This window comes from Edaphosphingomonas haloaromaticamans, assembly GCF_001853345.1.
GTDB lineage: Bacteria > Pseudomonadota > Alphaproteobacteria > Sphingomonadales > Sphingomonadaceae > Sphingomonas_E > Sphingomonas_E fennica.
Genome location: NZ_MIPT01000001.1, coordinates 3683800 through 3706201 on the forward strand (window position 1 = coordinate 3683800; position 22402 = coordinate 3706201).

The 22402-nt window shown below is 67.8% G+C and carries 24 protein-coding genes; 9 read left to right on the top strand and 15 right to left on the bottom strand.

Annotation, left to right across the window (positions count from 1 at the left end; translation table 11 throughout):
- Positions 1–13 precede the first annotated feature (13 nt).
- From BHE75_RS17090 to motA, 11 genes are read right to left on the bottom strand one after another with little or no spacing between them, the layout of a single operon-like run.
- Positions 14–883 carry a flagellar motor protein MotB gene (locus BHE75_RS17090; RefSeq protein WP_015458064.1) on the bottom strand — a complete coding sequence of 290 codons (870 nt, stop codon included), beginning with the start codon at positions 881–883 and terminating at the stop codon, positions 14–16.
- A gap of 9 nt (positions 884–892) precedes the next feature.
- Entirely contained in the window at positions 893–1180 is a 288-nt protein-coding gene (locus BHE75_RS17095) for a hypothetical protein (RefSeq protein WP_254684480.1), read from the bottom strand.
- Between the two features lie 19 nt (positions 1181–1199).
- Positions 1200–1721, bottom strand: a complete 522-nt coding sequence (locus BHE75_RS17100) for a chemotaxis protein CheD (protein ID WP_070936028.1) — start codon at positions 1719–1721, stop codon at positions 1200–1202.
- A 7-nt stretch (positions 1722–1728) separates the two neighbouring features.
- A complete protein-coding gene (locus BHE75_RS17105) occupies positions 1729–2118 on the bottom strand; it encodes a response regulator (protein ID WP_015458067.1) in 390 nt (129 codons plus the stop codon).
- A gap of 15 nt (positions 2119–2133) precedes the next feature.
- Positions 2134–3156, bottom strand: coding sequence for a protein-glutamate methylesterase/protein-glutamine glutaminase (locus BHE75_RS17110; protein WP_070934575.1), 1023 nt, complete (start codon positions 3154–3156; stop codon positions 2134–2136).
- A complete protein-coding gene (locus BHE75_RS17115; protein ID WP_070934576.1) occupies positions 3153–4043 on the bottom strand; it encodes a CheR family methyltransferase in 891 nt (296 codons plus the stop codon). Before BHE75_RS17115 ends, BHE75_RS17110 begins: the two co-directional genes overlap by 4 nt.
- A complete protein-coding gene (locus BHE75_RS17120; RefSeq protein WP_015458070.1) occupies positions 4040–4528 on the bottom strand; it encodes a chemotaxis protein CheW in 489 nt (162 codons plus the stop codon). Before BHE75_RS17120 ends, BHE75_RS17115 begins: the two co-directional genes overlap by 4 nt.
- A complete protein-coding gene (locus BHE75_RS17125; protein ID WP_015458071.1) occupies positions 4525–6729 on the bottom strand; it encodes a chemotaxis protein CheA in 2205 nt (734 codons plus the stop codon). Before BHE75_RS17125 ends, BHE75_RS17120 begins: the two co-directional genes overlap by 4 nt.
- On the bottom strand, positions 6720–7085 hold the full coding sequence (locus tag BHE75_RS17130) for a response regulator (protein ID WP_015458072.1): 366 nt from the start codon (positions 7083–7085) through the stop codon (positions 6720–6722). Before BHE75_RS17130 ends, BHE75_RS17125 begins: the two co-directional genes overlap by 10 nt.
- The gene (locus BHE75_RS17135) at positions 7082–7402 is read right to left on the bottom strand and encodes an STAS domain-containing protein (RefSeq protein WP_015458073.1); all 321 of its coding nucleotides are present in this window, start codon (positions 7400–7402) and stop codon (positions 7082–7084) included. Before BHE75_RS17135 ends, BHE75_RS17130 begins: the two co-directional genes overlap by 4 nt.
- The gene (gene motA, locus BHE75_RS17140) at positions 7386–8270 is read right to left on the bottom strand and encodes a flagellar motor stator protein MotA (RefSeq protein WP_015458074.1); all 885 of its coding nucleotides are present in this window, start codon (positions 8268–8270) and stop codon (positions 7386–7388) included. The genes BHE75_RS17135 and motA overlap by 17 nt, the downstream gene beginning before the upstream one ends.
- Before the next feature lie 218 nt (positions 8271–8488).
- Between motA and BHE75_RS17145 the strand changes: the two genes are divergently transcribed.
- The 3 genes from BHE75_RS17145 (at position 8489) to BHE75_RS17155 (ending at position 12040) form a co-directional block, all read left to right on the top strand.
- Positions 8489–8863, top strand: a complete 375-nt coding sequence (locus BHE75_RS17145) for a flagellar biosynthesis regulator FlaF (RefSeq protein WP_070934577.1) — start codon at positions 8489–8491, stop codon at positions 8861–8863.
- Positions 8864–9863: 1000 nt separating this feature from the next.
- The gene (locus BHE75_RS17150) at positions 9864–11420 is read left to right on the top strand and encodes a PAS domain S-box protein (RefSeq protein WP_438830631.1); all 1557 of its coding nucleotides are present in this window, start codon (positions 9864–9866) and stop codon (positions 11418–11420) included.
- A complete protein-coding gene (locus BHE75_RS17155) occupies positions 11417–12040 on the top strand; it encodes a response regulator transcription factor (RefSeq protein ID WP_015458077.1) in 624 nt (207 codons plus the stop codon). The genes BHE75_RS17150 and BHE75_RS17155 overlap by 4 nt, the downstream gene beginning before the upstream one ends.
- Before the next feature lie 40 nt (positions 12041–12080).
- On the opposite strand, the gene map is transcribed toward BHE75_RS17155, so the two are convergent.
- From map to BHE75_RS17170, 3 genes are all read right to left on the bottom strand, one after another.
- Entirely contained in the window at positions 12081–12860 is a 780-nt protein-coding gene (gene map, locus BHE75_RS17160; protein ID WP_070934579.1) for a type I methionyl aminopeptidase, read from the bottom strand.
- Between the two features lies 1 nt (position 12861).
- Entirely contained in the window at positions 12862–13068 is a 207-nt protein-coding gene (locus tag BHE75_RS17165) for a ParD-like family protein (protein WP_070934580.1), read from the bottom strand.
- An 87-nt stretch (positions 13069–13155) separates the two neighbouring features.
- Positions 13156–14559 (bottom strand): alginate export family protein, encoded by a 1404-nt coding sequence (locus BHE75_RS17170; RefSeq protein WP_254684482.1) that lies wholly within the window; start codon positions 14557–14559, stop codon positions 13156–13158.
- Positions 14560–14812: 253 nt separating this feature from the next.
- Between BHE75_RS17170 and BHE75_RS17175 the strand changes: the two genes are divergently transcribed.
- The 6 genes from BHE75_RS17175 to BHE75_RS17195 all read left to right on the top strand — a co-directional run bounded on the left by BHE75_RS17175 (position 14813) and on the right by BHE75_RS17195 (position 21352).
- Positions 14813–16735 (top strand): HAMP domain-containing methyl-accepting chemotaxis protein, encoded by a 1923-nt coding sequence (locus tag BHE75_RS17175; protein WP_084653275.1) that lies wholly within the window; start codon positions 14813–14815, stop codon positions 16733–16735.
- 138 nt (positions 16736–16873) lie between these two features.
- Positions 16874–17026: a hypothetical protein gene (locus tag BHE75_RS24575; RefSeq protein ID WP_191225216.1), complete on the top strand. Its 153-nt coding sequence runs from the start codon at positions 16874–16876 to the stop codon at positions 17024–17026.
- Between the two features lie 63 nt (positions 17027–17089).
- Entirely contained in the window at positions 17090–17455 is a 366-nt protein-coding gene (locus BHE75_RS17180) for a hypothetical protein (RefSeq protein WP_070934582.1), read from the top strand.
- A gap of 114 nt (positions 17456–17569) precedes the next feature.
- Complete coding sequence (locus tag BHE75_RS17185) at positions 17570–19135, top strand: S10 family peptidase (protein WP_015458083.1); 1566 nt, start codon at positions 17570–17572, stop codon at positions 19133–19135.
- A gap of 96 nt (positions 19136–19231) precedes the next feature.
- On the top strand, positions 19232–20509 hold the full coding sequence (locus BHE75_RS17190; protein ID WP_070934583.1) for an MgtC/SapB family protein: 1278 nt from the start codon (positions 19232–19234) through the stop codon (positions 20507–20509).
- A gap of 90 nt (positions 20510–20599) precedes the next feature.
- Positions 20600–21352: an SDR family NAD(P)-dependent oxidoreductase gene (locus tag BHE75_RS17195; RefSeq protein ID WP_070934584.1), complete on the top strand. Its 753-nt coding sequence runs from the start codon at positions 20600–20602 to the stop codon at positions 21350–21352.
- Positions 21353–21453: 101 nt separating this feature from the next.
- Here the strand turns inward: BHE75_RS17195 and BHE75_RS17200 are convergent, their stop codons facing one another.
- Positions 21454–22389, bottom strand: a complete 936-nt coding sequence (locus BHE75_RS17200) for an RNA polymerase subunit sigma-70 (RefSeq protein ID WP_070934585.1) — start codon at positions 22387–22389, stop codon at positions 21454–21456.
- Positions 22390–22402: the final 13 nt, after the last annotated feature.

The window sequence follows — 22402 nt, forward strand, 5'->3', positions numbered from 1 at the left end:
TTCCGCCGGCCCGTCAGAACCTGAAGCTCGCATCGCGCGGCAGCGCGGAGGGTTCGGCGAGGATGACGATGGTGATGCGGCGGTTCTCCGGCCGGTCGGGCCGATCGGGATAGATCGGCTCCGTCCCCGCCTTGGCCACCACTTCGGAAAAGCGATCGGGCGAAAGGCCGGCGGCCACCATCGCGCTGCGCGCAGCGAGCGCGCGATCGCTGGACAGGCGCCAGTTGGCGTCGCTCTGGCCGCCGGTGGAATCGGTATGCCCCTCGATCGCCACCTGCGCGCCGGCCTTCACCAGCCGCTGCGCGATGCGCGTCAGCATCTGCCGGGCATAATCGTTGAGCTCAGCCGTCGGCCCCTTGAACATCGATCGGTTGGCGCTGTCCAGCAGGTGGACGCGCAGCCCCTCGCGCGAGCTTTCGACGCTGACGTTGCGGGTCTGGTTGGGGCTCTCCGGCGGCTTGTCCAGCGCGATCATCATCTCGTCCGCCAGCACGCGCAGCGCCGCTTCCGGCACCTCGGCCGTGCCGCCCCGCGCAGCCCCCTTCACGCCCGCTTCCGCCGATGGCTGGCCCACCGCCTTGTCATTGTCGCCCTGCGCGCGGCGGCCGTGGCCGCCTTCGCCGGGCTGGCTGCCGGGCTTGGCGGTCATGGTGGCGGCCGGCGAATCCTTGGCAGGGCTGGGCGAGAAATATTCGGCCAGCCCTTTGAGCTGCGCCTTGTTCGGATTGGCGAGGAGCCAGAGCAGCATGAAGAAGGCCATCATCGCCGTCACGAAATCGGCATAGGCGACCTTCCAGGCGCCGCCATGATGGGCGGCGTGCTTCTTGCGGCGCACCTTGCGCACGATGATCGGCGCGACTTCCTCATTCTGTCCCCGAGCCATGATCTGCCCTTATCCGATCGCGGCGCGCAGCCGCTCCTGCACCGCCGTCAGCCGCACCCGCTCGATCGCCGGGCGCACGCCCTCGCCCTGCGCGACGCGATCGAGCAGGTCGGCGCTTTCGTCGGCGCACTGGATGACGAGATCGAAGACCTGGAGCTGGTCCATATAATCCATGGCGAACCGCTCGTCGGCGACGAGCGTTTCGGCGAGCTGCTCGATCAGCGTGCGCACGCCGCGGATCTCCATCGCGACGGCCGCGCAGAGCGAGGTTGCTTCCGGGCCAATCTGCGTCACCATCATCTTTTCGACCGATCTTTCAGAAAAGCTCGACATCGCCATCGTCCGGCGGAGTGAGCGGCTTGATGTTCAGGACGGGCGGCGGCGCATCGGCGACGACGCTGGAACGCACCCGCCCTTCATAGGGCATGAATTCGACCTTGCGGGCCTTGGTGCCGCCCAGCTCGCACCGGCCGACGGCGATCCCCTCCGTCTCCATGAAGCGGCGGGCGAAGGCGGCGTTGCTGCTGCCGATCGCACCCAGGCCGGCGATGATGTTCGCACCGCCGTAAAGGTGCGCGCGCAGCCGGTTGCGCGCGGCGCCCTGCTGCATCATCCGGTTGATGAGCAGTTCCATCGCATGCACGCCATAGCGTTCCTGGCCGACCCGGTCGCCCAGGCCCTCGGTCGGTTCGCCGAGCAGGAAATGGTTCATGCCGCCCACGCGCGCCACCGGATCCTGCAGGCATACCGCCACGCAGGAGCCGAGCAGCGTGGAGATGATGACGCCGGGTTCGGCCACCACCGCATGCTCGCCCTGGACGATCGGGATGCGCCGCATCATGGGATCAGGTCAGCTCGCCGAAGACGCGCTCGATCTTCTCCTTGAGCGCGGCGGGCGCGAACGGCTTCACGACATAATTGTTGACGCCGAGCGCGGCCGCCTTCTGCACGACCTCGCGGTCGGCGGAGCCCGTCAGCATGATGAACACCGTCTTGCCGATCACCGGATCGGCGCGCACCGCCTCCAGGAACTGGAGCCCGTCCATGTCGGGCATGTTATAGTCCGAGATGATGAGGTGGACGCGATCCGTCTTGACCGCGGGCAGCGCTTCGACCGCGCCCGGCTTGTCCCGGATATCCTTGAAGCCGAGATCCTGGAGCGCGCGCCGGATCATAGCGCGCATGCTCGTCTGATCGTCGACCACCATAACCTTAATTGCAGACGCTGCCGGCATGAACCGCTCCCAACCTTACTTCCTGCAAGCCGCGAGGATCGCCTCGGGCATTGCCGACAAACTCACTTCCCGTTCGACCGCGCCCAGTTCGAAGGCAGCGCGCGGCATTCCGTAGACGACGCAACTCGCCTGGTTCTGCCCCAGCGTTCTGGCACCGGCGAGGCGCATGGCCTGCATCCCGGCCGCGCCGTCATTGCCCATCCCCGTCAGGATCACGCCCACCGCCGCCGCGCCCAGCGGCGCGACCGAATGGAACAGCACATCCACAGACGGGCGATGGCCGCCGACAGGCTCGCCCGGACGCAACCGGATATGGCCGTTGGTGCCCCCCACCAGCTCCATATGGTTGCTTCCCCCAGGAGCAATATAGACGGTCCCGCGCTGGATCGGCGTCCCCGTAACGGCTTCGACGACGGAAACCCGCGATTCCCTGTCCAGGCGCGCGGCGAAGCCGTTGGTGAACGCCGCCGGCATGTGCTGGACGACCAGCACCGGCGGGCAATCGGGCGGCAGCGCGCCGATCACGGAGAACAGCGCCTCGACGCCGCCGGTCGACGCGCCGACCGCGATCACCACGTCGCGCTGCAGGCCCGGCTGCGAGGCGACGGGCGCAAGGCGCGAAGGCCCCTGCCGCACCGACGATCGCGCCGCCGCCTTCACCATCTTGCGCAGCAAGGCCGCGTCGCGGGCGATCTCCAGCGGGTTGCCGGCGGGCTTGGCGATGCAGTCCACCGCCCCCAGCCGCAGCGCCTCGATCGTCACCTCCGCGCCGCGCGCGGTGAGCGTGGAGCACATGATGACGGGCATGGGCCGCAGCCGCATGATCTTTTCGAGGAAGGACAGGCCGTCCATCCCCGGCATCTCGACGTCCAGCGTCACGACATCGGGGTTGAGTTCCTTGATCATCGCGCGCGCGGTGTGCGGCTCCGGCGCCATGCCGATCACCTCGATATCGGGATCGGCCGAAAGCGCGCGGGCCAGCACGGCGCGCATCGACGCGCTGTCGTCCACGATCAGGACGCGGGTCGGCCCGGTCATGCCCGTCCTCCCGGCTTCAGGTAGATGGTCTGGCCCACCGGCTCCATCGCCTGCGCCGCCGCCCCCACCAGCCGTTCGGAATGGCCGATATAGAGGTGGCCGCCCGGTGCCAGCATGTCGACGAAGCGCGCCTCCAGCTCCGCCTTCGCGCGATCGTCGAAATAGATCATCACGTTGCGGCAGAAGATCACGTCATATTTCTGGCGCATCGGCCAGCGATCGAACAGGTTGAGCACCCGTGCCGTCACCAGCGCGCGCAGCTCGTCCGCGACCACGAAATCGCCGCCATGGGGCTTCATCCAGCGATCGCGATACATGGCCGGGATCGGCTGCACCGTGGATGCGGAATAGACGCCGCGCGCCACCGACTCCACCACATGCGGGGCGATATCGGTGGCGAGCAGCTTCACGTCGCCCTGGCGCAGCCAGGCGGCGCTGGACGGGCCGTCGCCCGCCAGGGTCATCGCGACCGAATAGACTTCCTCCCCGCTGGAGCAGCCGGCCGACCAGATGCGCACCGGCATCCCCGCCCGCGCGCGCGCCTGCAGCTGCGGCAGCACCGTCTGGCGGAGATGATCGAAATGATGATCCTCGCGGAAGAAATGGGTGTGGTTCGTCGTGAGCGCCACGACCATGGCATGGCGCTCCGCCGGGTCCTCGCGCACCAGCGCGACATAATCGGCGAAGCGGGTCAGGCCATGTTCGCGCAGGCGCCGGCTGAGCCGCGAGTGGACGAGCACGATCTTGCTTTCGACAAGATGGATGCGCGCGTCCTCCTGCATGATCGCCGCGATGGCGCGGAATTCGGGCAGGCCGAGTTCCGCGCCGGCGGCGAGCGCGGCGGCATCCGCGCCCTCGCGGGGAAGAGAGGCGGAGGCTGGCTTCACGCGGCGATATCCAGCCCCACGCGGGTGAGGCCCAGCGCATCGAGATCGAGCAGCAGCACCATGGTCTCGGCATCTTCCGCCTCGGCCGCGCGGCGTTCGATCTTGACGAGGCCGGCGATCATGCTGGCCTCGACCATCTCGACCTCGGGCGCCGGCTGGATATCGCCGCCGTTGATGGCGACGATGTCGGCCACCTCATCCACCAGGAAGCCCGCCTGGCGGCCGCCGATGCTGACGACGAGGATGCACGAGCGCGAATGGATCCTGCTGGGTTCCCAGCCGAGCCGTTCGGCAAGCCCCACCACGGGGACGACCGAGCCGCGCAGGTTGGTGACGCCCTTGATGTAGGAGGCGACGCTGGGCAGCGGCGTGGGCTCTTCCCATTCGCGGATTTCGATCAGGGCGCGCATGTCGATGCCGAACATCTGCTCGCCGAGCGTGAAGGTGACGATCTTGCGTTCGTCCGAATTGTCAGTGGCGCTCATGCCGCCATTCCTTTCATCGCATATTTGCTCTGGTGGTTGGTCGACGCGACCAGCGCATCGATATCGAGAATCAGGCCGATCGTGCCGTCGCCCAGGATCGTCGCGCCGCCGAGGCCGCGGATCGGATGGAGATTGTCCTCCAGGCTCTTGATGACGACCTCGCGGCGGTTCTCGATCGTGTCGACCATCAGGCCGACATGGCCGGCGGCCTCGCTCTCGACGATGATGACCAGCGATTCCTCCGGGCTGCGGCGATCGTTGGCGCCGATGCCGAAGATCTGGCCGACGCGCTTGACCGGCAGGTAGGAGCCGCGCAGCTCGATCACCTCCGAATTGGGCGAGGTGGGCTTCACCTGGCCCGGCTCGGGCTGCACCGTCTCGATCACGTTGGTCAGCGGCAGCACGAAGCGCTGCTGGCCGAGGCGGACGATCATGCCATCGAGGATGGCGAGCGTCAGCGGCAGCGCCATGATGAAGGTGGTGCCTTCGCCCGGCGTGGAGTGGATCTCCACCCGGCCGCCCAGCGCCTCGACATTGCTGCGCACCACATCCATGCCGACGCCGCGGCCGGAGATGTTGGAGATGGTTTCCGCCGTCGAGAAGCCCGGCGCGCAGATCAGGCTGTCGATCTCCTCGTCGGACAATTGCGCGTCGGCGCTGATGATGCCCTTCTCAACCGCCTTGGCACGCACCCGCTCGCGATTGATGCCGCGCCCGTCGTCGGCGACGCGCACGATGATGCGGGCGCCCTTCTGCTCGGCCGAAAGGTGGATGGTGCCTTCGGCGGGCTTGCCGGCGGCGATCCGCTCCTCGGGGCTTTCGATGCCGTGATCGACGGCGTTGCGGATCATGTGGGTCAGCGGATCGCCGATCTTCTCCAGCACGCCCTTGTCGACCTCGGTGGTCTCGCCGCTGGTTTCCAGCACCACCTTCTTGCCGGTCTCCGCCATCAGGTCGCGCAGCATGCGCGGCACGCGGGAGAAGGCCTGGCGGATGGGCTGCGCGCGCAGCGACATCACATTGTCCTGGATCTGGCGGGTGAGCCGCGACAGCTCGGGCAGCTCCACCCGCTCCTGATCCGCCGGCGACAGCCGATCGGACAGGATCGAACCGTGGATGACGAGCTCGCCCACCAGGTTGAGCAGCTGATCGAGCTTCGAAAGGTCGACGCGGATCGTCTGGGATGCCGGCTCCGCCGCCGCGCGGGCCTCGCCGGTGGCGGCGGGCCGGGGCGCGGGCGTGGCTGCGGGCGCTGCCGCGACTGCGGCCGGGGCGATCGGCGCGGCCGGGGACGGCGGCGCGTCGGCGACCGCGGCTTCCACCGCCACCTCCGCGACCGGCGCGGCCTCGGCCGCCGCGCGCGCGATATCGATCACCGAATCCGGCGATACGAAATCGAAGCATTCACGGATGTCCTGCTCGTCCACCGTGCCCGGCAGCTCGATCGTCCAGACGAGATAGCTGTCCTCGGGATCGAGATCGCGCAGGCCCGGCAGCGCCGAGCTATCGACGGCGACGATCCGGCCGCCCATCGTCTCCAGCTCGCGGACGATGAACAGCGGCTCGCTGCCATTGGCCAGCGCCGCGCGCGACGGGCCGAAGCGCACCGTCCAGGGCTGCGGCTCGGCGGGGGAGAGATCCTCGAGGTCGATCGCCACCGGCTCGAAGCCGAAGGGATCGAAATCCTCGACGCCCGCCGCGACGGGGACGAAGCCGAACTCGTCCGCTTCCGCCACCGGCGCGCTATCTTCCACGGCCGGCGCGGGCGCGGGATCGGCGGTACCGCCTTCGGCGGCCGCCCCCTCGCCCTTCAGGATCGCGTCCAGCGCCTCCAGCATCGCCTCGTCGGCGGGCGCATCGCTATTGCCCTGCGCGGCGGCGACGTGATCGGACAGGATGTCGAACGCGCCCAGCATCACCTTGGTGACGGCCGGCGTCGGCGCGATCCGGCCGGCGCGCACCTCGTCCAGCACATTTTCGAAGCGGTGCGAGAAAGCGAGCAGCGCGGCATGGCCGAACGCGCCCGATCCGCCCTTGATCGAATGGACCGCACGGAACACGCCGGCGATCACGTCGGCGGAGACATCGCCGTTCGCCATGGCCGACAGGCCTTCCTCGGCGATGGCGAGCCCTTCGGCGCATTCCTCGAAGAAGATCGCCTGGATCTCGTCCAGGCCGTCGTCCCCCGCGCTCACGGGCACACGCGGCGGATCGCCGCCCCCAGCTTGGTGGCGTCGAACGGCTTGGTGATCCAGCCGGTGGCGCCGGCTTCGCGCGCGCGGGCCTTCTTCTCGTCCGAAAATTCGGTGGACAGCACCAGGATCGGCGTGCCCCGGAATTCGGGAACGCCGCGCACCGCCTCGATCAGCTCGAACCCGTCCATCTTCGGCATGTTGATGTCGGTGATGAGCAGGTCGGGCTTCACCTCGTGCATGCGCTCCAGCCCGTGCACGCCGTCATTGGCGCCTTCGATGCGGAACCCCTGCGCGGTCAGCGACGTCTTGAGCAGCATGCGCATGCTGGCGGAATCGTCGACGGTGAGGATAAGCTTGCTCACTGGACTGTTTCCCCTTCCGCAGTGAGGCCGATGGCTTCGGCCAGCCGGCAGGCGACGACGCGCTCGATGAAGGCCGGGCTTGGATTGATGATGGCGAACGGCTGGCCGGTCTGATCGGCCTCCGCCTTCGCGGCGACGAGCAGCTGGAGCACCGCCTGGCCGACGCTTTCCACCTCGCCGGCGTCGATCACCATCTCGCCGTCGAAATCGGCGGCGAGGACGAGGCGGACGCGGAGGTCTTCGGCGGTGACGGTGGAACCGTGGGCGGGCAGCCGGAGCGAGCGATCCTCGCCGGGCAGGTCAGACGGGTGTGGCATGCAGTTCGTCCTTGGCTTGATCGAGCGCGACCTCGAGCTGGGCGAAGGAGGGCGCATAGCTGGATGGCGTCATCCGGCGGGCGAGCTCCACCGCCACCTGGGTCGGCAGGCCCTGGGCATGGGCGATGATCGCGGTCTTCACGATCGAATAGGGCTTGAAATCGGCATCGACGATCTGGTGCAGCTTGGAGGCGATCGGCCCGACCAGGCAGTAGGCCAGAAGCACGCCCAGGAAGGTGCCGACCAGCGCGCCGCCGATCATCGCGCCCAATATCTCGGTGGGCTGGTCGATCGAGCTCATCGTCTTGATGACGCCGAGCACGGCGGCGACGATGCCGAGCGCGGGCAGGCCATCCGCCATCATCTGCAGCGAATGCTGGGGCAGAAGCTCCTCGGCATGGTGCCGCTCGATATCGTTTTCCATGGCTTCGGCGATCTGGTGGGGATCCTCGAAGTTCACCGTCATCATCCGCAGATAATCGCAGATGAACTCGACCAGCCCGGCATCGGCGAGCAGGCGAGGATAGCGGCCGAAGATGGCGCTCTTCTCCGGCGCGTCCAGATGGCTTTCGATCGCGGTCGCGCCGCCCTTGCGGAAGGTGGCGAGCAGCGTGAACATCAGCGCCAGGAGGTCGCGATAATCGCCTTCTGTCCAGCGGGCGCCGCGGAACACGCGCAGCACGCCGTTCCACGCCTTCTTCACCGTCCCCAGCGAATTGCCGAGGATGAAGGCGCCGATCGCCGCCCCCGCGATGGCCAGCATCTCGTGCGGCAGCGCATGAAGGATGACCATCAGGTTGCCGCCCGACATCAGGAAGCTGCCGAAGACGCACACCAGGATGACGACAAGTCCGATACCGTTGAGCATAAGGAAATCCGAGAACTGGGTGGCCGGAGCCGGTTCCCTGATTATAGGATGAAGTCATCGGCTGGTGGCGCGAGCGGACGGCTTTTTCCCAAGTCGGGACGCTTTGCCGGCCCCCGGCCCCGCCGCCCCGCCCGGTGCGTGCAGGAAAAATCCCCTCGCATGCGGCCGATGCCGCGCGCTTCATCCTAAAATGACTGGGGAGAGTTCAAGGAGTCACCATGTCGCTGAACGCCTATCATCGCGCGCAATCGATCGTCGCGACCCCGCGCGCCACCGAGCATCGCCTGATGAGCCAGATCACCGGCGCCCTCATCGAAGCGCGCGACGCGGGCCTGAGCGGCGCGGCACTGATGCCGACGCTCCACCGCAACCGCGAGGTGTGGACCCACCTCGCCACGATCTGCGGCCTGCCCGGCAACCAGCTGCCGGACACACTGCGCGCCTCGATCATCTCGATCGGATTGTGGGTCGATCGCTATACGAGCGACGTCGCCGCCGGCCGGGATTCGATCGAGGATCTCATCACGGTGAACCGCGCGATCATCGAAGGGCTTTCCGGCGAAAATAACCAGGTGGCGAGCGCCGCGGCCTGAAGCGTCATCATGACGCGATCAGGAACGAACAATATTCACCGTTTATTTTCATATGTTTAAACAATCATCCGAATAGCCGCTGGCCAAGCCTTTCGCTTCGCCTCGTCGTATTGGGCGCGGACGCATCTATTCTTCGGTTTGACAACGCATCATGTTGCGCTAGCGCTTCCCGAGGGGGGAGCACTGTGGCGGGCGGCGCGACCGGATGTTTGGATCGGATCCATCGCAGCGGAATGTGGATTCCAGGAACGGCCTGAACGCCGGCTGGGTTCCCCATGTCTGCGCGCTGACCGCGCTTGCCTGCTGCCTGATCGCGCTCGCGGGCTGGGCCACCGGCCAGCCGGGCATCGCCGGCTTCGGCAACCCATCCTATCCCATGCGCCCGCTGACGGCGGCGGGCTTCGCCCTGGTGGCGCTGGCGCTGATCGCCGCGATATGGCGGCAGCGCGCGCTCACTCTGGTGCTGATGCTGCCGGTCGTGCTGATCGCCGCCGGCGTGGCGCTCGATTATGCCGGCAACGCGCCGACCATCGCGGATAGGCTGCTGCTGTCCATCGGCCGCGCCGCGCGGCAGGGCCATCCCCATGGCACGCTGCCGGGGCCGATGCCGATCGCGATGATGATCCTGCTCGCCGTCGCCACGCTGCTGGCGCTGCGCGNGGTGAGCCGGCGCAGCAAGATCGTGGTGATGATCGCCAGCCTCGTGCTCGGCGTCACCATCATCGCGGGGCTGGCGGTGCCGCTCGGCATCGTCGCGATCTCCGGCCCCGGCCAGCACGTCACCCTGTCGCTACCGCTGGCCATCACCACCGCGTCGCTGGCCCTGGCCCTGATCGGCTGGCGCCACCATAATGGCTGGCCGGGCCTGCTTTCCGCACAGGGGGTGGAAGGGCGGACGCTGCGGACGATCTTCGTGCTCGTGCTGGTCGCGCCCGCCGTCCTCGGCCTGGGCGGCCTGTGGGCGGCGAGCCTGCCGGGCATCGCGCCGGAGCTTGTGGAGATGGTGGAGGCCGGCGCGCATGTGCTGGTGAGCGCGGCGGTGCTGTTCTGGGCATGGTCGCGCATCTCGCGCGAGAACAATGCCCGCTGGGCGGTGACGCGCGCGCTCGATTCCGCGCCGATCGTCCTCACCGATGCCGAAGGCCGCATCCTCCACTGGTCCAAGGGCTGCGAGAATCTCTACCTCTGGGACGCGGGCGAGGCGGTGGGCCGGCTGAAGCACGACCTGCTGGCCACCACGATCGATCAGGACTGGCCGGCGATGATGGCCGAGATCACCCGCACCGGCGCCTGCGAGCGCGAGATGGTGGAGCAGCGGCGCGACGGCACGCGCCTCCACATATTGGAGAAGGCCCAGCTGCTGCCGGTGCGCGCGCAGGACGCGCCGCTCGTCGTGCTGTCGATGACCGACATCACCGAGCGCGAGCGCCGCGCCGCCGTGCTCGCCGCGCGCGAGTCCGAGCTGGGATCGATCCTGGAAACCGCGCCCGACGCGATGATCGCGATCGACGATCGCAACGTCATCCGATCGTTCAACGCGACGGCGGAACACATGTTCGGCCGCCCGGCGGGCGAAATGGTGGGCCAGGATTTCCGGGCGCTGATGCCGGAGCGGTTTAGGGGCCAGTTCGATGCCGGCCTGGCGGGCGACGCCGATGCCGGCGGCGAGCGCAGCCGGCTGCGCTCGCTGGTGGGCCTGCGCAGCGACGGCACGGAATTTCCGATCGAACTGGCGCTGGGCGCGGCGGAGGTGGGCGAGGAGCGCATCTTCACCGCCTTCATCCGCGACGTGACCGACAAGCTGGCCGCCCAGGAAAGGCATGCCGAGTTGCGCGACGAGCTGCTCCACGTATCGCGGCTGAGCGCCATGGGCGAAATGGCCGCCGGCCTGGCGCACGAGCTGAACCAGCCGCTCGCCGCCGCCACCAACTTCCTGGGCGCGGCGGAGATGCTGCTCGCCGCCGACGCGCCGGATTCGGGCAAGGCCGCCGATCTGGTGCGGATGGCAAGCGCGCAGACGCTGCGCGCGGGCGAGATCATCCAGCGGCTGCGCACCTTCGTCTCCAAGGGCGATGTGGAAGTGCATGCCGAGCCGATCGTCGACGTCATCGCCGGCGCGGTCAGCCTCTCGCTCACCAGCGTCGAGCAGCAGAAGATCGGCATACGCTACGAACCCGATGCCATGCACCGCACCATCCTGGCGGACAGGGTGCAGATCCAGCAGGTGCTGGTGAACCTGATCCGCAACGCGGTGGACGCGCAGCGCGACCGGCCGGACGCGCGGCCCGAGATCCTGCTCACCTCGCGCGGCGTGGGCGACGGCATGGTGGAGATCGCCGTCAGCGACAACGGGCCGGGCATACCGGAGGAGATACTGGGCAGCCCCTACAAGCCGTTCAACTCCACCAAGCCGAACGGCATGGGCATCGGCCTGTCCATTTGCCGGCGGATCGTGGAATTCCATGGAGGGACGATGCACGCCGAAAACAGGCCCGAAGGCGGTGCGCGCATCCGTTTCACCGTGCCGGCGATCGGCAATGCGGAGCTGGCGGCATGATCGCGGGCCACAATGTCTATATCGTCGACGACGACGATGTCGTGCGCGGCTCGCTCGAAAGCCTGCTCGCGCTTCGGCCGGATACCAGCGTGCGCAGCTTTGGCTCGGGCGACGCCTTCCTTGCCGGCGCGGACGGGCTGGAGAGCGGCTGCCTGCTGCTCGACCTGCACATGCCCGGCCTTTCCGGCATCGACGTGCTGAAGGCGATCGGGGACCATGCCGGCAAGTTCGTGGCGATCGTGCTGACCGGCAAGGGCGATGTCTCGCTGGCGGTGCAGGCGATGAAGGCGGGCGCGGTGGATTTCCTGGAAAAGCCCTGCGCGCACCGAGCGCTCATCCAGGCGATCGACACCGCCATCGCCCGGCTCGAGCGGTCGAGCCTGGAAGCCGATCGCGTCGCCGCCGCCACCGCCAAGCTCGCCTTGCTGTCGGCCCGCGAGCGGGACGTGCTGAAGGGCCTGATCGAGGGGCTTTCCAACAAGGTGATCGCCTACCAGCTCGAAATCAGCCCGCGCACGGTGGAGATCTATCGCGCCAAGCTGATGGAGAAATTGGAGGTGCGCAGCCTTTCCGAAGCGCTGGGCATCGCGTTCGCCGCCGGCATGTTCCCTAGGCATTGACGGTCCGGGCGCGCCGCTCGGGGCAGGCGCGAACCGGCAATCAGGCCCTGCGCTCCAGCATCGGCACCTCATCGCGCCGCAGGGTCAGGACTTCGACGCCATCGCCCGTGACCGCCACCGTATGCTCGAACTGGGCGGAGAGCTTGCGGTCGTTGGTCACGACCGTCCATCCGTCGCTCTCGGTCGAAACCTTGCGGGTGCCCTGGTTGACCATCGGCTCGATGGTGAAGACCATCCCCTCGCGCAGCTTCAGGCCCGTTCCCGGCCGCCCGAAATTGAGGATCTGCGGGTCCTCGTGCATCTCGCGCCCGATGCCGTGCCCGCAATATTCGCGCACGACCGAATAGCCGTTTTTCTTGGCATGCCGCTCGATCGCGAAGCCGATGTCGCCCAGATGGGCTCCGGGCCGCACCTGTCCGATGCCCTTCCACATCGCCTCCTGCGCGACCCGCACCAGCCGCCTCGCGGCGGCCGGCGCGTTGCCGACGAGGTAGGTCTTGCTCGAATCCGCGATGAAGCCGTTCTTCTCCAGCGTGATGTCAAGGTTGATGATGTCACCGTCGCGGATGATCTCGCCGGGATCGGGCACCCCGTGGCAGACGACGTGATTGATCGAGCAGTTCAGGACATATTCGAAGCCATATTGTCCCTTGCTCGCCGGACGGGCGGCAAGATCGCCGGTGATGAAGCGGTCGACCAGATCGTTGACCTGCATCGTCGACATGCCGGCGAGCTCCTGCCCGTCCAGCATCTCGAAGACCGACGCCAGCAACCTGCCCGATATGCGCATCAGCGCCAGTTCGTCCGGGGTCTTCACCATGTCAGGCGGCCGCTGCCTCCGCGATGCCCACATGCGCCGCCGCAAACTGCATCTTCACGATGTCGTTGAAGGACAGGGTGGGATTGGCTTCGGCCAGCATGCCGATCTTCATCCAGAATTCGGCCTGCGCATTGATCGACCGGCACATGACCGTGCTGGCCCGGCGGGCTTCCTCATGCAGGTCGCCGTCGATCTTCACGATGCCCATGGATGTCCTCAAAGCTGCCGAATATACGATTCATATACAAATCGTATATTCGGCAGTCAATCAGCGGACCGCCTTGTCCAGGCGCCCCTAGAATTCCAGCGCCAGATCGAGATAGCCATAATGGGTGTCGCCCGCGGCCGGGGCGCTGGGCGCATCCTTGAGGAAGCGGCCCTTGGCCAGCCAGGCGGCGCCGGCATCCATGCGCAGCAGGTCCGGCACCAGCCAGTAACGCACCCGCCCTTCCAGCTGATGGCCGGCGAAGCGGCCGGAATGGCCGGTGCGATCGCGCACGCTCGTGGAGGCGAAGCTGTCCGTCCTGTCGGCCAGCCACAGCGCGCGATACATCAGCGCGCCGTCGACGCGCTTGCCCGGCTTCACCTCGATGCGCGCGCCGCCCGACAGCAGGTTCGCGCGGCCGACCGGGCCGTAGAGGCCGGTGGGGCCATATTCCCAGCGCCGCGCGCCATAGAGCGTGTCGAAGCGGTTGTAGCTCTTTCCCCCCGGCCCGTCGCCGCTGGCGAGATCGAAGTGGAGGGAGAGGCGCGGCTGCCAGCCCTGGGGCCAGGTGCGGCCGACTTCGGCATGGATCAGATAGGCCGAGACATCGAGATCGGTGACGTCGCTGGGCGAGGTGCTGCCCCGCGCCTCGCCGAACTGGTAGGCGGCCTCGATATCGTAATCGAGCACGGCCTTGGCCGGCTTGCGGAAAGCGCGGAAGCCGGGCGTATAGAGATGGCGGTTGCGTGTCAGCCGCGTCGCCGAATCCCGTTCGTTGAGGCCGTAGGCATAGATTTCGAAGGTGCCGCCCAGCACGTTTGCCTTGGTGAAGGTGCCGCCGAAGAATTGGAGGTCGGTGGTTTCCTGGTCCCATTCGACCTCGTTGTCGCGGATGCCGTCGGCATCTTCCGGCAGGCGGATCTGCGGCATCGACCAGAGCAGTATCAGCCGGTCGCCGGCGCGGCCCTGCCAGTCGAAATAGGCGCCGGTATAGGCGTTGGTGGTGTTGCGGAAATTCTGCCGCGCCACCAGCCGCCGCGATCCGATATCGAGGGCGAAGCGCCCGACATTGAGCGCCGCCTTCGATCCCTCGCCCAGCCCCTTCACGTCGAGCCCGACATAGGCCTGGATCAGCTCCATGGCGTTGACCTCGCCCGTCCCGGCGGAGGAGTTGCGCTTCTGGCCATAAGCGCGCGCATCCCACAGCTCCGCACCGAAGCGGACCGGGCCGGTATCATATTCGGCGAAGAGGGTGGTCTTGAGCGACCACATGAAATCGCTCTCCGCGGCATCCGGCCGGAACTGGCCGTCGATCGCCTCGATCCGGGATCGGATGCCAGCCTTGAGGGTCAATCCCTCGGGCGCGCCGACAGCCTGCAACAGCGGGTTGGCTTCCGCGTGGGCGGCCGATCCGCCGGCCCCGGCCAGGCAGGCGCCGGCCGCCATCATCAGGCTGCGGACGGCGGCGATACGGGGGAAAATGCGGGAACGCACAGGCCCCACGGGCGCCAGACAAGGCGCGGGGCGGAAGATACGCATCGATCTCGGTCTCCGGTTTCTATCGCCCATCTTATAGGACCGGAACAGGCCGGCGCCGGATCGGCCGACAATCTTTTGTCATGAAGCGGACATGCTTTGCGCAAGGCGGCCGCCCGCCCCGCCGCCTGCCATCCTATAATGGGAAAGATGCCGGATGGCGAAGCGACGCCACTCCGCCCCCATCGACTTGTAAGCTTAAGGATCAGGGATGCAGGACGCTCTCAACAACTGGCGATTGCCGCGCAAGATGCTGGTCGCCTTCGCATTGATCGCGGTGTTCGTCGTCGCGCTCGGGGCCGCCGGCCTCATCGCCAACCGGCATCTGAGCAAGATCGCCGACGAACATGTGACCAGTGGCATCGCCAGCGTGGATGCGCTCTCCGACGTGCGCGGCTATGTGCGCGAATATCGCATCCTGATGTATTCGCATGTCACTTCGGTGAGCGCTGCAGAAATGGCGAGCCTCGACGATCGCATCGCCAAGAACAAGGAGAAAATCGACGCGGCCCTCGGCAAGTTCGCGGCCGCCGCCGGTGAGGAATTCACCGCCGATGTCGCCAACATCCGCGCGGTGCTGACCCGGCTGGAGCAGGTGAATGCCCGCGTCGTCGCCTTCAGCCGCCAGGATAAGGATGCCGAGGCGCTGGCCCTGCTCAAGGCCGATGGCAAGGAGGCCTCGCACGCGGCCATCGACGCCACGAGGGCGGTGATGGACAAGACCGTCGCGCTCGCCAACGCCCGCGGCGAGGATGGCAACAAATTCTCCGACAACGCGCTGATCTTCATGAGCGTGATGGTCTTCTTCTCGCTCGGCGCGCTCGCCATCATCTGGAACCTGCTCAACAAGACCGTGTCGCGCCCGATGGCGGAGCTTACCTCCGTCACCACCGCGCTGGCCGAAGGCCGCCAGGCCAACGTGCCGCACCGCGATCGCAGCGACGAGCTGGGCGAGATCGCCAAGGCGGTCGAGCTGTTCCGCCTGGCCGCCGTCGCGCGTGCCGAGGCGGATCGCAAGCTGGCCGAGGAGCAGAAGCTCGTCACCGCCACGCTGGGCGAGGGGCTCGCCGCGCTGGCCGAGGGCGATCTGACCGCCGAGGTGACGGCCGAGTTCCCGGCTCCGGTCGCCTCGCTCAAGACCAACTTCAACGACGCCATCGCCCGCCTGCGCGAGATGATCGGCGCGGTTTCGGTGAGCGCCGCCGGCATCCGCACCGGATCGCAGGAAATCGCCCAGGCGTCCGAGGATCTCGCCCGCCGCACCGAGGGCAATGCCGCGAGCCTGGAGGAGACCTCCGCCGCGCTCGCCCAGATCGACGATCGCCTCAAGACCAGCGCCAGCGCATCGGCGCAGACGGTGGCCCGCGCCGATGAAGCGCTGGCAACCGTGGCCGGCGGCCGCGCCGTCGCCGAGGAAGCGGTGCAGGCGATGGAGCGGGTGAGCCACAGCGCCAAGGGCATCGACCAGGTGATCGAGGGCGTCGACAAGATCGCCTTCCAGACCCGGGTTCTCGCCATGAACGCGGCGGTGGAAGCCGGCCGCGCCGGCGATGCCGGCCGGGGCTTCGCGGTCGTCGCCGATCTCGTCAGCGCGCTCGCGATGCGCGCCGAGGAGGAAGCCAAGCGCGCCCGCGATCAGTTGACCGTCACGCAGACCGACATCGTTTCCGCCGTGGACGCGGTGCAGCGCGTGGACAATGCGCTGGAGAATATCTCCGGCGGCGTCGGCGAGGTGCACGGGCTGCTGGGCCAGATGGCCGAGGACAATCAGGCCCAGTCCTCCGCGATCAGCCAGATCAGCGTGGCGATCAGCACCATGGACCAGTCGACCCAGCAGAATGCCGCGATGGTGGAGCAGACCTCCGCCGCCGCGCGCAACCTGACGACCGAGGTGACCTCGCTGGCCGAGCAGGCCGCGCTGTTCCGGGTCGATAACGGCCGCCCGCAGGCCCGCAGGGCCGCGACCGCACCTGCATCCGCGCCGGTGGCGAAGGCCGCCCCCGCCAAGCCGAAGGCCGCGCCCAAGCGCAATCAGGCCTATGTCTCGCCCGTGAAGGCGCTGCCGGTGCCTGCCATGGCGAACGCAGCCGCCCGCCTGAACGGCACCAATAACGAGGACTGGTCGGACTTCTGATCGACCCTGTGGGACGGTCCCCACGAAGAAGGCGCCCGGTGGCCGAAAGGCTGCCGGGCGTTTTCGCATCCTTGTTCCGGCTTGCGCGGAAGGCCGGATCGAATCGATCGTTACGGGGTTGAGATGGAAGAACCGGTGATGAAGGATCGCGATGCCCCGATCGACGATATCGGCCGCTGCCCCGCACCCGCGGGAAGCGACGCCCGCGCATCCGGGCAAAATTTCAGGCGGGCAAGCATGAAGATGCTCGACCTCGGCCCAAATCGGCGCAACATCTTCTCCAGCAACTAGCTCAAGGATTTCAGGCCGGCCGATCGGTCCAAGTTCCGGGACCTGCAGGATAGGATCATCACCATGCGGAAAAATGCGTCGAGCTTCCTCCTCCTTCTCGCCGCCGTCGCGGCGCCCGTCGCCATCGTCGCGCCGGCGGACGCCCAGCTCCTCAACCGCTTCATGTTCCGCGGGCTGGAGAAGAGCGACATCGCCGCGCTCCAGCCGGTAATCCGCGATAGCCTGTCCGAAGACGCGATCGGCGCCACCCGGCCGTGGAAATCCACCAGCGGCAAGGAAGGCTATGTCCGCCTGCTGGATGGCGGCGCAAAGGCGGGATCGAACCGGGGCACGGTGCGGATCACGCTGGTCCGCGCGGATCAGACGACAGACAGCATCATTTTCCAGTATCAGCAGGACGCCAAGGGCGTCTGGCGCACCGTGGGTTGAAGCACGACGCTGGAAAGGCATGGCTTTTCGATGAATGCCGTTTGTCGAAAGGCGCTTGCCGGATGGCGATCGGCCTCCATGGTGCGGCTCCCCACACCATAATCGGGTCGATCCATGCGCCTTTCCACCACCGTTACCCTTGCCGCCTGCCTGCTGGCGGCCCTCCCCGCCGCCGCCCAGAAACCCGAAGAGCCCGCCAAGAACGCGCCTGACAGCATCGAGAAGAAGGTCGCGACCGAAATCGCCGCCAACTGGGCGACCGCGCCTGTCGAGGAAGTCGCCAAGTCCAAGAACATGAAGGTTTCGGTCGGCGGGCGGAGCATCGGCTACACTGCCACCGCCGGCACGCTCACCATCCGCGACGCGAACGGCAAGCCCACCGCCAGCATCTTCTACACCGCCTACACGGCACCGTCGTCGAACGGGAAGCGGCGCCCGGTGACCTTCCTCTATAATGGCGGTCCCGGCTCGGCGAGCCTGTGGCTGCGCATGGGCTCCTTCGCGCCGATCCACGTCCGCACCACCGATCCCACCTCGGTGGCGCCCGCGCCCTTCGATGTCGGCCCCAATGCCGATACGCTGATCGGCAGCACCGACATGGTGTTCATCGACGCGCCGGGCGCCGGCTATTCGCGCCCGCTGGGCGATACCAAGCCTTCGACCTTCTACGGCGTCGATCAGGATGTGGACGCCTTCGCCAAGGCGATCACCCGCTACATCGCCAAGAACAAGCGCTGGGGCGATCCGAAATATATCTTCGGCGAAAGCTACGGCACCACCCGCTCGGGCGCGCTCGCCTACAAGCTGGAGGATGAGGGCGTCGCCCTCAACGGCGTGATCCTGCTGTCCTCGATCATGAACTACGGCATCCGCCAGTCCGGCTTCGATACCATCCACATCGGCTACCTGCCGAGCTATGCGGCGACCGCCTGGTATCATAACCGCGTGGCCGACAAGCCCGCCGATCTCGCCAGCTTTGTCGAGGAAGCCCGCGCCTTCGCCAACGGCCCCTATGCGGCCGCCCTCCTCAAGGGGCAGGACATCACGCCTGAGGAAGAGGATTCGATCGCCCGGCAGCTCAGCCGCTTCACCGGCCTGTCGGTCGATTATCTGAAGCGCGCCAACCTGCGCGTCGATCTCGGCCGCTTCCGCAAGGAATTGCTGCGCGACCAGCGCGCCACCGTCGGCCGCTTCGATTCCCGCTACATGGGCATCGATGACGACGCCGCCGGCGAGGAGCCGGAATATGATGCGTCGAGCACCGGCATCACCGGCCTCTATGTCAGCAGCTTCCAGGATTATCTGACCCGCGAGCTGGGCTATGAGACGGAGCTGACCTATCGCGGCAGCGCCCGCGACGGCGGCGACTTCAAGTGGGACTGGTCGCACCGCGCGCCCGACGGCCGCACCCAGAATGTCGCGGACGTGACGGCCGATCTCTCGGCGGCGATGCGGATCAACCCGCATCTGCGCGTGCTGTCGCTGAACGGCTATTACGACATGGCGACGCCCTTCTTCTCCACCGAGCGCGACCTGAAGCACATGATGCTCGCGCCCAACCTGCGCCAGAACCTGCAGTTCCGTTATTATCCGGCGGGCCACATGGTCTATCTGAACCCGGATGCGCTGCACACCATGCGCGTGGATCTCGAGCGCTTCTACGCCGAAGGCGCGCGCTGATCGACCGGCGGCGCCGGGCTTCCTGTCGAGGCACCGGCGCCGCCTCCCTTCTTTCCGAGGATTGACCTCGGCACGGGGCCGTGACGATATCGGCCGATGGACGATATCGAGCTGTTCCGGCGGATGGCGCTGGCGATTGCGATCGGCGCCGCGATCGGCATCGAACGGCATTGGCGCGAGCGCGACGAGGCGCGCGGCCAGCGCACGGCGGGGCTGCGCACCTTCACCCTCATCGGCATGCTGGGCGGCGCCGCCGGCCTGATCGAGCGCGACCTTGCCGGGCAGGCGGCGCCCACCGGCCTGGTGCTCGCCACCTTCTTCCTGGTGCTGGCCGGCGCCGTCACCCTCTATCAATATCGCGAAACGCAGGACGAACAGTCGCACAGCGTCACCACCGTCGTGGCGGCGATGCTCACCTTCGCGCTGGGCGCGCTCGCCATGCTGGGCAGCATGGCGGTGGCCTCGGCCGGGGGCGTCGCGCTGCTGACGATCCTGTCCAGCCGCGAATTCCTCCACCGCGCGATGCGGCGGCTGCGCTGGGCGGAGCTGCGGTCGGCGGTGATCCTGCTCGCCCTCACCTTCATCGTCCTGCCGGTGGTGCCGGCCGATCCGATCGGCCCGTTCGGCGGCATATCGCCGGCGCGGACGCTGACCCTGGTGATCGTCCTCGCCAGCATATCCTATGGCGGCTACATCGCCGTCCGGCTGCTGGGATCGGCGCGGGGCGAGCTTGTCGCCGGCGCGGTCGGCGGCATCGTGTCCTCCACCGCCGTCACCATCACCAACGCCCGCCGATCGGCGACCGAAGCGCCGGACAAGGCCAGCGGCGAGGCATTGGCGGCGGGCGCCGTCAGCGCGGGCGCGATATCCTTCCTCCGCACCGCGCTCCTCGTCGGCACGCTGGCATCCTCGCTGGTGCCGCTGCTGGTGGCGCCGCTACTGGCGGGCGCCGCCGTGATGATCGGCTATGCGGCCTTCCTCGCGCGGCGCGGCGCCGCCAGCCACCCCGAGCAGCGGCACAAGAATCCGTTCGAGCTCGATTCCGTGGTCCGCATGGCGCTGCTGCTGGTGGGCGTCGCCTTCCTCGCCCAGGCGGCCAGCCAGTTCTTTGGCGATGCCGGCCTGCTCGCCATATCCGCACTTTCGGGCCTGGCGGACGTCGACGCCGCGACGGTGACGGTAACGGGCATGATGGACCGGCTGGCCCCCCAGGTCGCCGCCCAGGCGATCGCGGTCGCGCTCTTTTCCAACGTCGCGGCGAAGGCGGTCTACGCGGCGGTGCTGGGATCGGCCCCCTTCCGCCTCCACATGGTGCTGGCCTCGCTGATGGCGGCCGCCGCGACGGGCGCGGTGCTTTCCCTCGCCACCGGCTGAACGCCCCTTCCGTCCTCCCCGCCGGAAGGCGTAGAGGGGCCTCGGAACGGCCGCCCCCTGCGCGGCGGCCCGGCGAAGGAAGGACGCGACATGACGGGAACGGTGTTCATCACAGGCGCTACGGCGGGCATCGGCGCGGCGGCCGCGCGGCGCTTCGCGGGCGCGGGCTGGAAGGTGATCGCCACCGGCCGCCGCGCCGCCCGGCTGGAGGCGCTGGTCGCCGAGCTGGGCGCCGACACGGTCCACCCCGCCCTCTTCGACATGCGCGACGAAGCCGCGATCGACCGGGCCATCGCCGCCCTCCCCGCCGGCTTCCGCGACGTGGACGTGCTCATCAACAATGCCGGCCTCGCGCTCGGCACCGCCCCGGCGCAGGTTTCCGACCTCGGCCAGTGGCGGCAGATGATCGACACCAACGTCACCGGCCTCGTCACCATCACCCACCGGCTGCTGCCGCTGCTGATCGAACGCAGGGGCGCGATCCTGAACCTGAGCTCGGTCGCCGCGACCTATCCCTATGGCGGCGGCAACGTCTATGGCGGCACCAAGGCCTTCGTCCGGCAATTCTCGCTGGGCCTGCGTTCGGACCTGCATGGCACCGGCGTGCGCGTCACCTCGATCGAGCCGGGCATGGTGGAAACCGAATTCACCACCGTGCGCACCGGCGGCAACCAGGCGGCCTCGGACGCCTTCTACAAGGGCGCGCATCCGATGACCGGCGAGGATATCGCCGAAACCCTGTTCTGGGTCGCGACCCAGCCGAAGCATCTCAACTTCAACAGCATCGAACTGATGCCCGTCACCCAGTCCTTCGCCGGCTTCCAGGTCGCCCGCGACGCCTGATCCGCCAAACGGGAAAGCCCCGCCGACGGGCACCGGCGGGGCTTTTCTTATGGAAGGATGGCGGGGCAGCCGCGATCATCCCATAAATATCCTGTAATATATCAGGCGTTCGGCGAAGCTTCGACCGATGCCTCGACAGCCGCCTTGCGCGGCTTCGCACGGAGCACGCCGGGCCGGCGATATTCGGCCATCATCGCGAACTTGGGCTCGCTGCCGGCCAACTCCGCAATGGTCTTGGCGGCGCGCTTGGTGATCTGGCGGACGCGCTCCTTGGTGACACCGGCCTCCTCCTCGACGAAGCTGGGCGTCGCGATGTCAAACAGGCGCGCCTCGACGATCTCGCGGTTGCGGACGAGCCGCTGCTCCAGCTTCTCCAGTTCCTCCGGCTCGATGCCGTGGACCTTGGAACGGAAGCGGACCGGCAGGTGCGCGGCGATATCGGACGGCTGCGGCTGGGGCGCGCGCTTCTTGGGGCGCGGACGGCGGCGGAGCTGGTTGATCGCGGTGGTGCGGAGATGCTCGACATAGCTGTCGACCAGCGATTCCGTGGCGCGGCGGGCGAGATAGTCGGAAGCGCCGGCTTCGGTGTGGGCGAGCGCGTCCTCGTCCTCGATCACCGCTTCCAGCGAGGCTTCCTCGCCGTCATTGCCCTGGACCATCGCGTTGAGCGAGATGGTGGTCGCATCGACCTTCTTCGCCGACGGGCGCTGATCGGTCATCAGACGGAAGCGAAGGCTCTGCAGTTCCCCCCGGATCTGCCAGTTCACGAAGGTCGTGAACTGGGCCTTCTCTGGCTCATAGGCCTGGATGGCGCGGTGCACCGCGATGGCGCAGACCTGTTCGGCATCATCCCAATGGCCGCCCAGGCCATATTGGCGGATGAAGTGGCGGATGCGCGGCGCGATCAGCTTGAGAATGCGGGCAAACGCCTTGTCCACCTCGGCGCGCTGGCGGGCGGTGGGCCGCGCATCGCCTTCCGGGGTGTTCGCGATGACGACCGCGACGGCGGCCTCCAGCGCGACAGTGGTCTTCGACATGTTGTGCCTCCCT

Coding starts and splice junctions, on each gene's coding strand:
- BHE75_RS17090 (WP_015458064.1), bottom strand. CDS start 883: ATGGCTCGGGGACAGAATGAGGAAGTCGCGCCGATCATCGTGCGCAAG.
- BHE75_RS17095 (WP_254684480.1), bottom strand. CDS start 1,180: ATGGTGACGCAGATTGGCCCGGAAGCAACCTCGCTCTGCGCGGCCGTC.
- BHE75_RS17100 (WP_070936028.1), bottom strand. CDS start 1,721: ATGCGGCGCATCCCGATCGTCCAGGGCGAGCATGCGGTGGTGGCCGAA.
- BHE75_RS17105 (WP_015458067.1), bottom strand. CDS start 2,118: ATGCCGGCAGCGTCTGCAATTAAGGTTATGGTGGTCGACGATCAGACG.
- BHE75_RS17110 (WP_070934575.1), bottom strand. CDS start 3,156: ATGACCGGGCCGACCCGCGTCCTGATCGTGGACGACAGCGCGTCGATG.
- BHE75_RS17120 (WP_015458070.1), bottom strand. CDS start 4,528: ATGAGCGCCACTGACAATTCGGACGAACGCAAGATCGTCACCTTCACG.
- BHE75_RS17135 (WP_015458073.1), bottom strand. CDS start 7,402: ATGCCACACCCGTCTGACCTGCCCGGCGAGGATCGCTCGCTCCGGCTG.
- motA (WP_015458074.1), bottom strand. CDS start 8,270: ATGCTCAACGGTATCGGACTTGTCGTCATCCTGGTGTGCGTCTTCGGC.
- BHE75_RS17145 (WP_070934577.1), top strand. CDS start 8,489: ATGTCGCTGAACGCCTATCATCGCGCGCAATCGATCGTCGCGACCCCG.
- BHE75_RS17150 (WP_438830631.1), top strand. CDS start 9,864: ATGGTGGAGGCCGGCGCGCATGTGCTGGTGAGCGCGGCGGTGCTGTTC.
- BHE75_RS17155 (WP_015458077.1), top strand. CDS start 11,417: ATGATCGCGGGCCACAATGTCTATATCGTCGACGACGACGATGTCGTG.
- map (WP_070934579.1), bottom strand. CDS start 12,860: ATGGTGAAGACCCCGGACGAACTGGCGCTGATGCGCATATCGGGCAGG.
- BHE75_RS17165 (WP_070934580.1), bottom strand. CDS start 13,068: ATGGGCATCGTGAAGATCGACGGCGACCTGCATGAGGAAGCCCGCCGG.
- BHE75_RS17175 (WP_084653275.1), top strand. CDS start 14,813: ATGCAGGACGCTCTCAACAACTGGCGATTGCCGCGCAAGATGCTGGTC.
- BHE75_RS24575 (WP_191225216.1), top strand. CDS start 16,874: ATGAAGGATCGCGATGCCCCGATCGACGATATCGGCCGCTGCCCCGCA.
- BHE75_RS17180 (WP_070934582.1), top strand. CDS start 17,090: ATGCGGAAAAATGCGTCGAGCTTCCTCCTCCTTCTCGCCGCCGTCGCG.
- BHE75_RS17185 (WP_015458083.1), top strand. CDS start 17,570: ATGCGCCTTTCCACCACCGTTACCCTTGCCGCCTGCCTGCTGGCGGCC.
- BHE75_RS17190 (WP_070934583.1), top strand. CDS start 19,232: ATGGACGATATCGAGCTGTTCCGGCGGATGGCGCTGGCGATTGCGATC.
- BHE75_RS17195 (WP_070934584.1), top strand. CDS start 20,600: ATGACGGGAACGGTGTTCATCACAGGCGCTACGGCGGGCATCGGCGCG.
- BHE75_RS17200 (WP_070934585.1), bottom strand. CDS start 22,389: ATGTCGAAGACCACTGTCGCGCTGGAGGCCGCCGTCGCGGTCGTCATC.